The 13,833-nt window shown below is 69.9% G+C and carries 15 protein-coding genes and 1 pseudogene; 14 read left to right on the plus strand and 2 right to left on the minus strand.

Annotated elements, in window-relative coordinates; genetic code table 11:
- The first annotated feature begins 3 nt into the window (after positions 1 to 3).
- The 11 genes from rnc to D7X96_RS30560 all read left to right on the plus strand — a co-directional run bounded on the left by rnc (position 4) and on the right by D7X96_RS30560 (position 9,983).
- Positions 4 to 777 carry a ribonuclease III gene (rnc, locus tag D7X96_RS30510; RefSeq protein WP_199746977.1) on the plus strand — a complete coding sequence of 258 codons (774 nt, stop codon included), beginning with the start codon at positions 4 to 6 and terminating at the stop codon, positions 775 to 777.
- 67 nt (positions 778 to 844) lie between these two features.
- On the plus strand, positions 845 to 1,498 hold the full coding sequence (locus D7X96_RS30515; protein WP_121771360.1) for a peptidylprolyl isomerase: 654 nt from the start codon (positions 845 to 847) through the stop codon (positions 1,496 to 1,498).
- Positions 1,495 to 2,052, plus strand: a complete 558-nt coding sequence (locus tag D7X96_RS30520; RefSeq protein ID WP_120550439.1) for a peptidylprolyl isomerase — start codon at positions 1,495 to 1,497, stop codon at positions 2,050 to 2,052. Before D7X96_RS30515 ends, D7X96_RS30520 begins: the two co-directional genes overlap by 4 nt.
- Positions 2,053 to 2,142: 90 nt before the next feature.
- Positions 2,143 to 3,096, plus strand: coding sequence for a GTPase Era (gene era / locus D7X96_RS30525; RefSeq protein WP_120550440.1), 954 nt, complete (start codon positions 2,143 to 2,145; stop codon positions 3,094 to 3,096).
- A gap of 70 nt (positions 3,097 to 3,166) precedes the next feature.
- Positions 3,167 to 4,576 (plus strand): ribosome biogenesis GTPase Der, encoded by a 1,410-nt coding sequence (der, locus tag D7X96_RS30530; RefSeq protein ID WP_120550441.1) that lies wholly within the window; start codon positions 3,167 to 3,169, stop codon positions 4,574 to 4,576.
- 95 nt (positions 4,577 to 4,671) lie between these two features.
- Complete coding sequence (locus D7X96_RS30535) at positions 4,672 to 5,481, plus strand: tetratricopeptide repeat protein (RefSeq protein WP_370450193.1); 810 nt, start codon at positions 4,672 to 4,674, stop codon at positions 5,479 to 5,481.
- A 47-nt stretch (positions 5,482 to 5,528) separates the two neighbouring features.
- Positions 5,529 to 6,668 carry an outer membrane protein assembly factor BamB family protein gene (locus tag D7X96_RS30540; protein WP_121724278.1) on the plus strand — a complete coding sequence of 380 codons (1,140 nt, stop codon included), beginning with the start codon at positions 5,529 to 5,531 and terminating at the stop codon, positions 6,666 to 6,668.
- On the plus strand, positions 6,665 to 7,102 hold the full coding sequence (locus D7X96_RS30545) for a (deoxy)nucleoside triphosphate pyrophosphohydrolase (RefSeq protein WP_120550444.1): 438 nt from the start codon (positions 6,665 to 6,667) through the stop codon (positions 7,100 to 7,102). The genes D7X96_RS30540 and D7X96_RS30545 overlap by 4 nt, the downstream gene beginning before the upstream one ends.
- Entirely contained in the window at positions 7,102 to 7,977 is an 876-nt protein-coding gene (locus D7X96_RS30550; protein WP_120550445.1) for a ribonuclease H-like domain-containing protein, read from the plus strand. Before D7X96_RS30545 ends, D7X96_RS30550 begins: the two co-directional genes overlap by 1 nt.
- A gap of 11 nt (positions 7,978 to 7,988) precedes the next feature.
- On the plus strand, positions 7,989 to 9,035 hold the full coding sequence (locus tag D7X96_RS30555) for a hypothetical protein (protein WP_120550446.1): 1,047 nt from the start codon (positions 7,989 to 7,991) through the stop codon (positions 9,033 to 9,035).
- Positions 9,036 to 9,104: 69 nt separating this feature from the next.
- A complete protein-coding gene (locus tag D7X96_RS30560) occupies positions 9,105 to 9,983 on the plus strand; it encodes a DUF3014 domain-containing protein (RefSeq protein WP_121771362.1) in 879 nt (292 codons plus the stop codon).
- A 3-nt stretch (positions 9,984 to 9,986) separates the two neighbouring features.
- Here the strand turns inward: D7X96_RS30560 and D7X96_RS30565 are convergent, their stop codons facing one another.
- Complete coding sequence (locus D7X96_RS30565; protein WP_121771363.1) at positions 9,987 to 10,541, minus strand: hypothetical protein; 555 nt, start codon at positions 10,539 to 10,541, stop codon at positions 9,987 to 9,989.
- A gap of 261 nt (positions 10,542 to 10,802) precedes the next feature.
- Between D7X96_RS30565 and D7X96_RS30570 the strand changes: the two genes are divergently transcribed.
- The 3 genes from D7X96_RS30570 (at position 10,803) to D7X96_RS40530 (ending at position 13,350) form a co-directional block, all read left to right on the plus strand.
- Positions 10,803 to 11,216 (plus strand): arsenate reductase ArsC, encoded by a 414-nt coding sequence (locus D7X96_RS30570; RefSeq protein ID WP_120550449.1) that lies wholly within the window; start codon positions 10,803 to 10,805, stop codon positions 11,214 to 11,216.
- Positions 11,213 to 12,349 (plus strand): chromate efflux transporter, encoded by a 1,137-nt coding sequence (gene chrA / locus D7X96_RS30575; protein ID WP_121771364.1) that lies wholly within the window; start codon positions 11,213 to 11,215, stop codon positions 12,347 to 12,349. Before D7X96_RS30570 ends, chrA begins: the two co-directional genes overlap by 4 nt.
- 239 nt (positions 12,350 to 12,588) lie before the next feature.
- Positions 12,589 to 13,350 (plus strand): hypothetical protein, encoded by a 762-nt coding sequence (locus tag D7X96_RS40530; protein ID WP_208647406.1) that lies wholly within the window; start codon positions 12,589 to 12,591, stop codon positions 13,348 to 13,350.
- Positions 13,351 to 13,462: 112 nt separating this feature from the next.
- Here the strand turns inward: D7X96_RS40530 and D7X96_RS41230 are convergent.
- Positions 13,463 to 13,585 (minus strand): annotated as a pseudogene (locus tag D7X96_RS41230) (hypothetical protein); the annotation flags it as partial.
- Positions 13,586 to 13,833: the final 248 nt, after the last annotated feature.

Raw genomic sequence — 13,833 nt, forward strand, 5'->3', positions numbered from 1 at the left:
AAGATGACCCTGGCCGAGCGGGTGCAGGCCCTGGAGACGCGCCTGGGCGTGCAGTTCTCCAAGCGCGACCTGGCCCTGGAGGCGCTGACGCACAAGACGTACGTCAACGAGAACCGCGACCAGAACCTCAAGGACAACCAGCGCCTGGAGTTCCTGGGCGACGCCGTGGTGGACCTGGCCGTGAGCCACCGGCTGATGGACCGCTGCCCCGGCGTCCCCGAGGGCGAGCTCACCAAGATGCGCGCCCGCATCGTCCACGAGGAGGGCCTGGCCCGCGTGGCCCGGAGCCTGCGCCTGGGCGAGCTGCTGCTCCTGGGCCGGGGCGAGTCCCAGTCCGGAGGCCGCGACAAGAACTCGCTGCTGGCGGACGCGATGGAGGCGGTGCTGGGCGCCGTCTACCTGAGCGGCGGCCTGGAGCCGGCGCTGGCGCTGGTGGACCGCGTCTTCGGGGAGCTGGTGGAGGAGGTGGCCTCCGGCGCGGGCCGCCTGGACTACAAGACGCTCCTCCAGGAGCTGGCCCACGAAAAGCTCAAGCTGTCCCCGCGCTACCGGGTGGTGGCGGAGACAGGCCCGGAGCACTCCAAGGTCTTCGAGGTGGAGGTGTGCATCGGGGAGTCCGTGTACGCCCGCGCCACCGGCCGGAACAAGAAGGAGGCCGAGCAGGCAGCCGCTCGCTCCACGCTGGAGCGCCTGAAGGCCGAGCCGGCTTCCGTGGCATCCCCGGCTGTCGTGGCCCCCGTCCCGGGAGGTCCTTCCCCGGACGACCCTCCGGCGTGAAAGCCCTTGGACGGGAAGGGGGGTGGGGGGTAGGGTCCGCGCCTTCCTGCCTTGGAGGCTGTCCCGTATGCACCGTCTTCTCGGTATCACCGTGGCGCTCGCCGCCGCCGTGGCGCTGGCCGCCGAGCCCGCCGCGGGCCCGTGGACGAAGAAGGTCCAGGCCGGCAAGGACGTCTGGGCGACCCTGAAGACGAACCAGGGCACCATCGTGCTCAAGCTCTTCTCCAAGGACGCGCCCAAGACGGTGGAGAACTTCGTGGGCCTGGCCACCGGCGAGAAGGCCTGGACGGACCCGGCGACGGGCAAAGAGGTGAAGGGCAAGCCGCTCTACAACGGCACCGTCTTCCACCGTGTCATCCCCAACTTCATGATCCAGGGCGGCGACCCCACCGGCACCGGCATGGGCGACCCGGGCTACCGCTTCGAGGACGAGTTCCAGAGCGGCCGCGGCTTCGACAAGCCGGGCATCCTGGCCATGGCCAACGCGGGCCCCAACTCCAACGGCAGCCAGTTCTTCATCACCACCTCCACGCCCACGCACCTCACCGGCCGCCACACCATCTTCGGCGAGGTCGTCACCGGCTACGACGTGGTGGAGAAGATTGGGATGGTGCCGCGCAGCGCGCAGAACCGCCCGCAGACGCCCGTCATCCTGGAGAAGGTGACCCTGAGCGACAAGGCGCCCAAGGCGCCGGCCTCCAAGAAGGGCACCCCGCAATGAGCTTCATGGAACAGGCCCGTGCGGGCGTGGAGCTGTACGGCACCTTCAACACCACGGAGGGGCGCATCGTCGTGCGCCTGTTCTCCAAGGAGTCTCCCAGGACGGTGGAGAACTTCGTGGGGCTGGCCACGGGCGAGAAGACGTGGACGGACCCCATCACGTTCCAGCCCCAGCACGGCCGCCCGCTCTACGACGGGACGCTCTTCTTCCGCTGCATCAAGGACTTCATGATCCAGGGCGGGGACCCGACCAGCCGGGGCAACAACGGCCCGGGCTTCCGTTTCGAGGATGAGTTCCAGGGTGGCCGGCGTTTCGACAAGAAGGGCGTGCTGGCCATGGGCAACACCGGGCCCAACACCAACGGCAGTCAGTTCTTCATCACCGCGGCGCCGCAGCCCCATCTGGACAACCGGTACACCATCTTCGGCGAGGTGGTGGAGGGGCAGGACGTGGTGGACCGCATCGCCAATGAGCTTCCCAAGGATTCAAGCGACCGTCCCCGCAGGGACGTGCGCATCCAGACGTTGACCATCTCCACGGCGCGGCCGTCGTAAAGAAGCACCGTCCGCCGCCGTACCCTGGCAGTTCCCCCGGGGCCTTCCCGTCGTCGCAAGCCGGAAGGCCCACTGATCATCTCCGGAAGTATGGCCTCTCAGTCCCAGAAGAAGACCCCTCGCGCTGGCTTCGCCGCGCTCATCGGCCGGCCCAACGTGGGCAAGAGCACGCTGCTCAACGCGCTGACGGGCGAGAAGATCGCCATCGTCTCGCCCAAGCCGCAGACCACCCGCAACCGCATCCTGGGCGTGGTGACGCGCCCGGAAGGGCAGGTGGCGTTCATCGACACCCCCGGCATCCACCAGGCCAAGGGAGAGCTCAACCGCTACATGGTGGAGGCCGCCATCTCCGCGGCCGAGGAGGTGGACCTGGTCCTCTTCCTCATCGAGCCGCCCCAGGGCGAGACGCTGGACGTGACGCCGGGCAACCGCGCCATCCTCGAGCGGCTGCAGAAGGTGGGCAAGCCCACCTTCCTGGTCATCAACAAGATCGACTCCATCCCCAAGGCGAAGCTGCTGCCGCTCATTGCCCTGTACGGCCAGGAGTTCCCCTTCGCGGAGGTGGTGCCCATCTCCGCGCGGGAGAAGGACGGCGTGGAGCACCTGTTCCAGGTCGTGCTGGGCCACCTGCCGGAAGGGGAGCCCATCTTCGCGGAGGACATGCTCACGGATCAGCAGGAGCGCGTCCTGGTCGCGGAGTACATCCGCGAGCAGGTGCTGCGTCACTGCCGCCAGGAGATTCCGTACTCCACCGCGGTGCTGGTGGACGTGTTCGATGAATCCGAGCGCGAGCCGCGCCCCGGCACGCCGCCGGGCCAGCTGGGCGGCCTCATCCGCATCGCGGCGTCCATCTACGTGGAGCGCGACAGCCAGAAGGCCATCCTGATTGGCAAGCAGGGGCAGATGCTGAAGCTCATTGGCACGGACGCGCGCAAGTCGGTGCAGCGCCTGCTGGGCGCGCACGTGTACCTGGACCTGCGCGTGCGCGTGGAGGCCCGCTGGAGCGAGCGCGCCGCGGGCCTGAGGAAGCTGGGTTACGAGTGATGTCGCCGCTGAAGTCCGTACCGCTGATGTCGTTGCCTTCGAAGTCGTCGTCGCTGTCGAAAGAGATGCCATGAAGCCGCTGGTCGCCATTGTCGGTCGCCCCAATGTGGGCAAGAGCACGCTGTTCAACCGCCTGGTGGGCCGCCGCATCGCGCTCGTGCAGGACGAGCCGGGCGTCACCCGCGACCGGCACTACTCCGACGCGGAGTGGGAGGGCCGCGCCTTCACCCTCATCGACACGGGCGGCTTCGTCCCCGGTGAGAAGGACACGCTGCTCAAGCAGGTGCGCGAGCAGGCGCAGTTCGCCGTGGAGGAGTGCGACGTCATCATCTTCGTGGTGGACGCCCGCGCGGGCATGACGACGGCCGACGAGGCCGTGGCCAACTACCTGCGCAAGGCGGGCAAGCCCGTCGTCGTCGCGGCCAACAAGCTGGACAACGAGTCCGGGCAGATGCAGTCGCTGGCCGGCGAGTTCTTCCGCCTGGGCCTGGGCGACGTGAACGCCATGTCCGCCGAGCACAACCTGGGCATGGGCAGCCTGATGGACTCCGTCGTGTCCAAGCTCCCGGCGAAGCAGGAGGGCGAGGACTCGGAGGCGCCGCCGGACGACGGGAAGATCCGCGTGGCCATCATCGGCCGGCCCAACGTGGGCAAGAGCACCCTGGTCAACGCCATCCTCAAGGAGAAGCGCGTCGTCACCAGCGAGGTCGCCGGCACCACGCGTGACCCCATCGACTCGGAAGTCACGTACAAGGGCAACCAGCTCATCCTGACGGACACCGCGGGCATCCGGCGCAAGAAGACCATCGCGCACCAGGTGGAGCAGTACTCCGTCATCGCGGCGCTGAAGGTCCTGGAGCGCAGCGACGTGGCGGTGCTCCTGATGGATGCCACGGAGCCGGCGGTGGATCAGGACGCGAAGCTCGCGGGCCTGTCCATGGACCGGGGCCGCGCGCTGGTCATCGTCGTCAACAAGTGGGACCTCATCGCGGAGGACAAGCGCCGCCAGGAGGCCTTCCGCGAGGACCTCAAGATCGCCCTCAAGTTCGTGGGCTACGCGCCGGTCATCTTCACGTCCGCCCTGCACGGCTCCAAGGTGGAGAAGGTCGTGGACGTGGCGGTGGAGCTGGCCAAGCAGTTCCGCTTCCGGGCGCCCACCCCGCAGCTCAACAAGCTGCTGGACTACATGGTGGACAACAACCCGGCGCCCATCGTGAAGAGCAAGCCGCTGCGCCTGTACTACATCGCCCAGGTGGCGGCGGCCCCGCCGACCTTCACCCTCACCTGCAACGAACCGCAGGGGGTGCCGGACATGTACAAGCGGTACATCACCAACCAGATCCGCAAGACGTTCGACCTGCGGGTCCCCATCCGTCTGCTCTTCCGCGAGCGGCCAGGCAAGGCCAAGCGCGAGGCGCGCAAGAACCCGCACCTGGCGGGCAAGGGTGGAAAAGGCGGGAAGCGGGCAGGGCGCGACTGACCGCGCTCGTGCGTTGACACTCCCAGCGGGCGCTCTTTACAGTGCGCCGCTTTCCCAGAGCGAAGAGCACCGTCGAGCCGGAGAGAGGTCCCTTCATCGTGGCCCAGCAGAAGACCGAGAAGATTCGCCAGCAGGAACTTCGTCAGCCGGACGCCTTCCAGAAGGCGGGCGCGGACGCGCGGGACTGGCTGATGCAGCGCCAGAAGTTCCTCGCCATCGGCGCGGGCGTGCTGGTGCTGGGCGCGGTGGGCGTGGCCATCGCCAGCGAGGTGTCCAAGCGCGGCGAGGAGCAGGCCTCCATGGCCCTGGGCCAGGCGCTCACCGTCCTGGACCGCCCCGTGACGGGCGTGGACCCGGTGGACCCGTCCGCCACGGAGCCCCCGTTCGCCACGGTGCAGGCCCGTGACGAGGAGGTCGTGAAGCAGCTGGCCGCCTTCCGCAAGGAGCACGGCGGCACGCGCTCGGCGACCACGGCGGCCCTGCCGCAGGCCAAGGCCGAGTTCCGGCTGGGCAAGAACGACGACGCCCTGGCGTCCCTGGACACCTTCCTCAAGGGCGCCCCGGAGAACGACGCCCTGCGCGCCAGCGCCCTGGAAGGCCAGGGCTACGCCTACGAGGCCAAGGGCGACTACGCCAACGCCATCAGCTCCTTCGAGGCGATGGAGAAGGCGGACACCGGCGAGTACCTGGTCGGCATGGGCGCGTACCACAAGGCGCGCATGCTCATCCTCCAGGGCAAGAAGGACGAGGCCGCGCAGGTCCTCTCCAAGATTCCGACGGACCACCCGAACAGCGCCGCGGCCCGTCAGGCCACCGAGCGCATGGCGGTGCTGGCCGCGGAGGGCGTGAAGGTGCCCACGCCGGCGCCGCCCGCCGCGACCGCCACGGACGCGGGGCAGCCGTAAGCTCGCTCATGACCATGCGGCTCGCTCGGTGGAAGCGGTGGGTGGGAATGGTGGCCGGGGTGGGGCTCCTGGCCGGGTGTGCCTCGGCGCCGCTGTACGGCAATCCGGAGCTGCCCGCGGCGCCCCGTCAGCCGCCGGTGGATTTCTTCCAGGTGGACTGGTGGACGGGGCTCATCGACAAGGTCCCGCTGCTGGAGTACTCGCCGCGCGAGCCCGCCTCCCCGGTGTACGACCCGGAGAGCCGCAACGTCATCGTGCAGACGCGTGACGGCTACGTGCGCGCGGTCGGTCCGGACGCGAAGGTGGCGTGGACCTTCCGCACGGGGGCCCGGGCGCTCGCGGGCGGCCTGGCCAGCGAGGGCGTCATCTACCTGCCGGGCGGCGACGGCGTGCTGTACGCGCTCGACGGCCGCACCGGCGCGGTGAAGTGGAAGTACGCCACCAGCGAGTCCCTGGCCACGGTGCCGGTGCTCGCGGACGGCCTGGTGCTGGTGACCACGGACACCGACACGGTGTTCGCGGTGAAGGCGACGGACGGCACGTGGGTGTGGCAGTACCGGCGCGATCCGCCGTCGGGCTTCACGGTCCGGGGCGCCTCCGCGCCCAGGGTGGACCAGGGCACCGCGTACGTCGGCTTCTCCGACGGCTTCCTCGTCGCCCTCAAGGTCGATGACGGCGGGGTCATCTGGGAGAAGTCCCTGTCCGGCTCGGGCACGGAGTTCCTGGACGTGGACACCACGCCGGCGCTCGACTCGGCGGGGCGGCTCTACGTCGCTTCGTACAAGAACGGCCTGTACGCCCTGGAGGCGGACACCGGCGCGGTCATCTGGAACGCCAGCGTGGGCGGCCTGACGTCGCTGCTCGCGCGGGGCGAGGTGGTGTTCGCCGCCGGCGACGGCCGCGTGGACGCCTACCTGGGGGAGACGGGGAAGCTCATCTGGTCGCTCCCCCTCAAGGATAGGACGGCGCTCGCTCCGGTGTTGGCCCGGGGAATGCTCCTGGTGCCCAACGAGCGCGCGCTGCTGTTCGTCGACCCGACGACGGGTAGGTCGCGCATGGCGTGGAACCCGGGCGTGGGCATCTCCGCGCCGCCGTTCGTGGTGGGCTCGCGCGTGTACGTGCTGTCCAACAACGCGTACCTGTACGCGCTGGACATGAACGACGTGAAGAAGGGGCCGCGCGGGTGACGCGCGCCGTGCCCCGGACGGTGCGGGTGGTGGCCGCGCTGATTCCCCGGCCCGGTCCGGAAGACGGCGGGCCGCGGTACCTGGTCCAGCAGCGCCTCCCCGGTGGCAGCCGCGCGCTGCTCTGGGAGTTCCCCGGCGGCAAGGTGGAGGCGGGCGAAACGGACGAGGCCGCCCTCGCGCGCGAGTGCCGCGAGGAGCTGGACGTGGAGCTGTCCGTGGGCCGCCGCCTGTGGGAGGGCCGCCACACGTACCCGGACCTCACGGTGGAGCTGGTGCTGTTCGCGGCCACCATTGAATCCGGCGAGCCGAAGCCGCTGGGCGCGCACCAGCTGGCGTTCCACACGCCCACGGAGATGCAGGCGCTGCCGTTCTGCGAGGCGGACGTGCCGCTCCTGGACGACCTCTTGGCGGGAAGGCTGGGTGCGCTCGATTGATGCTGCGGCACACCTTCCAGCTCATCCCCGGCGTGGGGCCGTGGCGGGAGAAGGACCTGTGGTCCAAGGGCATCCGGACCTGGGATGACTTCCCGGACGGCGGCATCGTCATCAGCCGCAAGGCGGACACGGCGGCCCGCGAGCGCATCGCGGAGGCCCGTGCGGCGCTGGAGCGCAAGGACCTGAAGGACCTGGCCCGGATGGTGCCGCCGCGCGAGCACTGGCGCCTGTTCCCGGAGTTCCAGGACGACGCCGTCTACTTCGACATCGAGACGGACGGCAGCAAGACGCAGGTGCCCACGGTGGTGAGCCTCTTCGACGCCGAGGGGCTGCACGTCTACATCCAGGGCCGCAACATGGACGCGCTGCCGGAGGGCCTGGCGAAGCGGCGGCTGTGGGTGACGTTCAACGGCTCGTGCTTCGACGTGCCGGTGCTGAAGGAGTACTTCGGCGCGAAGAACTTCCCGGTGCCGGAGGCGCACATCGACTTGCGCTTCGTCACGCGGCGGCTGGGGATGGGCGGCGGGCTGAAGGAGATTGAAGACAAGCTGGGCGTGGGCCGGCCGCCGCACCTGAAGGGTGTGAATGGCTACGACGCGGTGCTGCTGTGGCGTGCGTACCTGCGGCGCGGCGACGTGGAGGCCCTGCGCTACCTGGTGGAGTACAACCTCTACGACTCGTTCCAGCTCCGGTCGCTGATGGACCTGGCCTACAACAAGGGCGCGGACGACCTGAACCTGGACGTCCCCCGGTTGAAGGTCTTCGAGCGCGGCGACCTGCTGTACGACGTGAGCCGGCTGCTGCTGGAGCTGGGCCCCACCGAGCGGGATGTGGACACGCTCGCGCGCGTGCGGGCCATGGAGCAGGATTCCTGAGCGGCCAGGTCGTGCCTTGGATTGGCCGGCCGCGGCCCGGCACGCCGTGGGGCATTCCCAGCCGCCGCGTGGCGCTCACGCGAATCACCACGCTGCCGGTGATGGACGCGGAGTGGGCGGGGGATGGCTTCGTGCTGCCTCCCTCGGACGATGCGTTGGGGTTGGCCGTGGGGGCGCGGCGCCTGGCCGTGCTCGGGGCTCGCGAGTCCTGGCCGCCAGGGCATGCGCTGGAGTTGCCCCGGACGGCGCGGCTGGTGGCGCTGCATCCGTCACTCCGGTGCGCGGCGGTGCTGGGCCCGGGGCGCATCGAGCTGGTGGGCCAGGCATTGGATGGGAGTCAGGTGGCGACGCCGGCGCGAGCGTGGACGCGGGACACGCAGACCCTCGGGTTCGACATCACCGGCGAGGGCCTGTGGACGAGCAGCGTCGAGGACGGCCGGTCCTGCGTGCGCGTCCTGGATACCCGAACGTTATCAGACGTCGCGGAGGCCGGGCTGGAGCTCGCCGCGCCCGTCGTGGGCGAGGACGACCTGGACGGGCTGCATGAATGGGTGCCGCATCCGCGCCTGCCGGTGATGGGCGTGGCGGTGAGCCAGGGCCAGGAGGGCACGTGGCTCACGTTCGTGGAGCGCGGCGCGGCGGGACTGGTGCGTGGCGCGGCGGTGGCGTCGGAGGAGGCGCCGTTCTATCCGGCGGGGTTCCTGCCGGACGGCTCGGGCTTCATTGGCGTGGGCGGCACGTGGGTGCGGCGCTGGACGTACCCGGAGGCCACGCTGGCGGCGGAGTTCCTGCTGCCGGAACAGGGCACGCTCGCCACGGGGTACAGCGGGCTGGTGACGGAGCGGGCGGTGCTGGTCGCGGTGGAGGACCTGTTGGAGGCGGGGGAGTGGTACCTGCTTCAACTGGACCCTGACTCCTTGCGTCCGGTGTGCGCGTGGGAGCTGCCATTGTCCACGGAGGCCGTGACGTCGGTGCACCTCCTGCCCGGCGGCTTCATCCTGTCGCCCGAGGACGGCCAGCTCTGGCGCCTGCCGGACGAGGTGCTGTCCGCGCGGTGAACACCGGCCGCGTGGATTGTTCACGGCCGCGTGGAATGGTCCGGAGGCCTGTCTGTAAGGTCCGGGCACATGAGCGATCCGAACTTCGTGAATCAGGGGCCTGGAGCCATTCCGCCGCCACCGCAGGCCGAGCCACCCAAGGCTCCGTCGCGCGGCAAGGTCCTGGGCGTCCTGGTCGCGCTGATGGTCGTGGGCGTGGTGGGTTCGTACTTCGGCTTGAGGCGCCAGGTGGAGCCGCCGCCGGTGGTGACGGCGCCGCCCGTGGTGGACGCGGGCACGGAGGCGCCGCCGGAGGTGTCGCTGCCGGAGAGTGACGGCCGCATCCGCGAGCTGGTGGGCAAGCTGTCGGTGGACCCGGAGCTGGCGAAGTGGCTGCAGGAGCGCGACCTGGCGCGCCGGTTCACTGCGTCCGTGAGCAACATCGCCGACGGCGAGAGTCCTCGGGCGTCGCTTTTGTTCATGGCGCCGGTGGGGGCGTTCCAGGTGGGCGCGGCCGGGGCGAACGGGCGCTCGCAGATCGCGCCGGTGAGCTACGCGCGCTACGACGTGGTGGCCCGGGTGCTGGGGTCGCTGGACGCGTCCGGCGCGGCGATGGTGTACCGGGAGCTCAAGCCGCTGATTGACCAGGCGTACCGGGAGATTGCTCCGCCGGACCAGGGCTTCGAGACGGCGTTCGGCCGGGCCATCCAGCACCTGCTGGCGGTGCCGGTGCCGCAGGGGCCGGTGGAGGTGGAGCCCCAGGGCGCGCTGTATGTCTATGCGTCGCCGGAGCTGGAGCGGCTGAGCAGGGCCCAGAAGCATCTGCTGCGGATGGGCCCGGGGAACATGCGGGTCATCCAGGCGAAGCTGCGGGAGCTGCGCACGGCGCTGAACCTGCCGACGCCGGCGCCGTCGACGCCCGAGCCGTTGCCGGATCAGGCGCCGGGGCAGTCCGAAACCCAGGAATGACGGCTACTTGCGCTTCTTGCCGCCCTTGGCGGGCGGCGGAGGCGGCTTGGGCTTTTCCTTGTCGCCGATGATCTGGAACGCGGCCCGGAGGTCATCCACGTCGCGGCCGCGCGAGTCCTGGAACGAGGAGCCGGTCTGGGCGTCCACGACCAGGGTGTACGAGAAGCCGGTCTTGAGCGGCTGCGGCAGGTGGATGCGGTACACGAGGCCGTCGTCGGCCTCGGACACGGAGTCGCCGGAGACCATGGCCCGGTCGGCTTCGTCCATCAGCCGGACGCGGTAGTTCTTGAGGCCCAGGGTGCTGCGCAGCTCCAGGTCGGAGGTGGGCTCGACCAGGGGCTTTTCCTCGAGGGCCAGGGGGATGAGCGCGGAGCCGCCATCCGGGGACAGGTACGAGAGCGTGAAGACGACGGCCTCGGGGCCGGAGTCGGGCACGGCCGCGGCGCCGGTGACGCCGCCGTCCACGGGGGCCTGGGCCGTCTTGTCGGGGCAGCCCGTGAGCAGGGCCGCGGTGAGGCCGCACAGCGCGGCGAGTCCGGTTCGTCGGAAGAAGCGCATGGCGCGGCAAGGTACGGTGCGGACCCGGACTCGGGAAGCACGAGATGCCGGGGACCGGGGTCCGGCGGTAGGTGGCGGACGGTATTGGGGGCCTGGGACGGGCCCGGGGAAGCGCCTGGAATCCCTGGGGAACCCCCAGTCGAAAGGTCTGATAAGAAGCGTTATGTAAACCAAGCCTCTGGGGTGTCCTGGGTTCTTTCTCCTGGGCTGTTTCGCGGTCGTTTCTCCGGGTCCCCCTGCTTCTCTGGTGAAATCGGCGCGATGGAAACGGTCCTGTTCGCCTGCGTCCACAACGCGGGCCGCTCACAGATGGCGGCGGCATTCTTCAACGCGCTCGCGGATCCCACCCGCGCACGTGCCCTCTCCGCCGGGACGCAACCCGGTGCGCGGGTCCACCCGGAGGTCCAGGCCGTCATGGCCGAGGCCGGCATCGACCTGTCCGGCACCCTGCCTCGGCTCCTCACGGACGAACTGGCCCGGAACGCCGGATGGCTCATCACCCTGGGCTGTGGCGACGCATGCCCGGTCGTCCCGGGTCTGAAGCGTGACGACTGGCCCCTGGACGACCCCAAGGGCCAGCCCATGCCCCGGGTCCGGGAGATCCGCGACGACATCCGCGCCCGTGTGGTCGCCCTTCTGAAACGTCAGGATTGGCTCCTGGCTCCTTCGCGATGAGCTCGGGCTCGTTGGGCGAAGTCGCCTGGGTCTTCCTCCGGCTGGGGCTGACGGCCTTCGGGGGCCCTGCCGCGCACATCGCCATGATGGAAGACGAGCTCGTGCGGCGGCGCCGGTGGCTCCCCCGTGAGGAGTTCCTCGACCTGCTGGGCGCCACGAACCTCATCCCGGGCCCCAACTCCACCGAGCTGGCCATCCACCTGGGCCACCGGCGCGCCGGCTGGCCCGGGCTCGTGGTGGCCGGCGCGTGCTTCATCGTTCCGGCGATGCTCCTGACGCTCGCGGCGGCCTGGGCCTACGTGCGTTTTGGCACCCTGCCGCAAGCTGGCGCCCTCCTGTACGGCGTCAAACCCGTGATCCTGGCCGTGGTTCTCCAGGCCCTCTGGGGCCTCGGCAAGACGGCCCTGACGACCCGGCCCCGGATCGCCGTGGCGGTCGGTTCGGCCCTGGCGAGCGCCCTTGGGGTCAACGAACTGCTCATCCTGGCCGTGGCCGGAGGCGCCCTGGCGGCCTGGAGCCACGTCCGGTCGTCCCCCGAGTCCAGGCCGGCGCTCGTCCTGACGCCATTCGCCCTCAACGGCGTCACGGCCCTGGCGGCCACGGCCCCCGTTCCGGCCAGTCTGGGCGGCCTGTTCCTGTTCTTCCTCAAGGTCGGCAGCGTGCTGTTCGGCAGCGGCTACGTCCTCCTGGCCTTCCTCCGGGCGGACCTCGTCGAGCGCTGGGGCTGGCTCACGGAGGCCCAGCTTCTGGACGCGGTGGCCGTGGGCCAGCTCACGCCGGGCCCCGTCTTCACCACGGCGACGTTCATCGGCTACCTGGTGGGCGGTACGCCCGGCGCCGGGCTCGCGACGCTGGGCATCTTCCTGCCGGCCTTCGTCTTCGTGGCGCTCAGCGGCCCCCTGATCCCCCGGATTCGCCGATCCCGGACCGCGGGCGCGGTGCTCGACGGCGTCAACGCGGCCTCACTGGCCCTCATGGCCGTGGTGACCTGGCAGCTGGGCCGCGCGGCCCTGGTGGACGGCTGGACCGTGGCCCTGGCCGTGCTTGGAGCCGCGTTGTTGCTCCGCTGGCGGGTCAACTCCGCGTGGCTGGTGCTGGGCGGCGCCGCCGTGGGGCTGATTCGGGCCTGGTGACAGGCCTGACTGCGGTCTGTCGCCGATAGCCGCTCAGCTCGTCGAGAGACCGAACTCCCCTCCCCAAATTGCCCATGTCGCCGACACGTCGCCGACACGTCGCCGGCGCACCCGCCGCGCCGGGAGGAGAGGCGCTCCCCTGTTGTCCCGCCCCGTGCCGGGCCGCGGGCGAAGGCGGCACGTCGCTTGCTCAAGCTTGAGTGCGCCTCAATCGAGGGGCCCTCACCTGCGAGAACAATATGGGCAGCAACTCCAACTTCCCCAACGCCAAGAAGCTCGTGCAGCAGCAAATCCAGACCGCCCTGGAGAACGCCGGGCTGAAGAAGGTCGACGTCGACCTGGACAACAGCTCGTTCCAACTGCTGACGATTGACTACGCCACCCTGCAGTCCAAGGGGAGCAGGCCTGACGTGCTGCAGTCCTCCACGTACGAGAACTCGCTGAACACCACGACCAGCGAACAGTTCACGGTGGACAAGACCACCACCGACACCATCGGCTGGACCGTCACTGCCGGGCTCGAGCTGGACGAGGAGTTCAACGTCGGCCTTCCGTTCTTCGGAGGCAGCAAGACGACGGTGAAGCTCAACTTCGGCGTGAGCACCACCCAGACGAGCAGCATCGCCCACAAGTGGAATTACTCGACCACCGTCCCGGTGGAGGGGCACTCCACGGTCATCGTCACCTTCGAGGTGGACGAGGATCAGGTGGACACCACCTTCACCGCGACGTTCCTCGCCAGCGCGGACCTGAAGGTCACCTACAAGGACCAGAAGGGGCATGACCAGAAGTTCAAGGGCACCATCGCCCAGCTGATCGAAGGGACGCAGGTCAGCGGGGTCACCCTGCCGCAGAGCACCTTCCAGGTGCAGGCCAAGGGTAGCTTCTCCGGTACCGAGGCCCAGGCCTTCCACGTGTCCGCCAAGAACCCCGCCGGCGCGGTCCGGCAGCTCGCCAGCGGCCCGTCGAGCGGGGTCTCGAAGGTGCTGGTCGCCGCGTAGCAGCGCATGGGGCCCGCGCGCTCGGCAATGTCGAGGCCAAGCGGCGTCGGGCGCAGCGTCGCCCCGCGTAGAAAAGCGGCACCCCAAGCGCGCGCTCGAGGGCGTCGATCCGGCGCGAGATGGACGAGTGGCGCAGGGAGAGTTCGCGCGCCGCGCCCACGACGCTCCCCGTGAGCGCCAAGCCCCTGCGTTGACGACTCGCGTGGACGCGCACAGCATGTGTGTTCATGCACATCGCCTGGGACGACCTGCAGACAGTGGAGGCGCTGGCGCTATCCCTTGAGGGCGTGGCAATGACGCAACCAGGAGCTGGCCATGAATCGCCCCGGAAACGACGACGAGACGCCCTGAGCCTACCCCGATTCCGTGGACACCCGAGATGTGATGGAAAGGGTGTCCAATGTCGGCGAGTGACGCGAAGCAGAAGAAGCCCCGGAGGCAGCGCCGGAAGTTCACGCAGGAGTTCAAGGACGGCGCGGTGAA

It is taken from the genome of Corallococcus interemptor, from assembly GCF_003668875.1.
Taxonomy (GTDB): Bacteria; Myxococcota; Myxococcia; order Myxococcales; family Myxococcaceae; genus Corallococcus; species Corallococcus interemptor.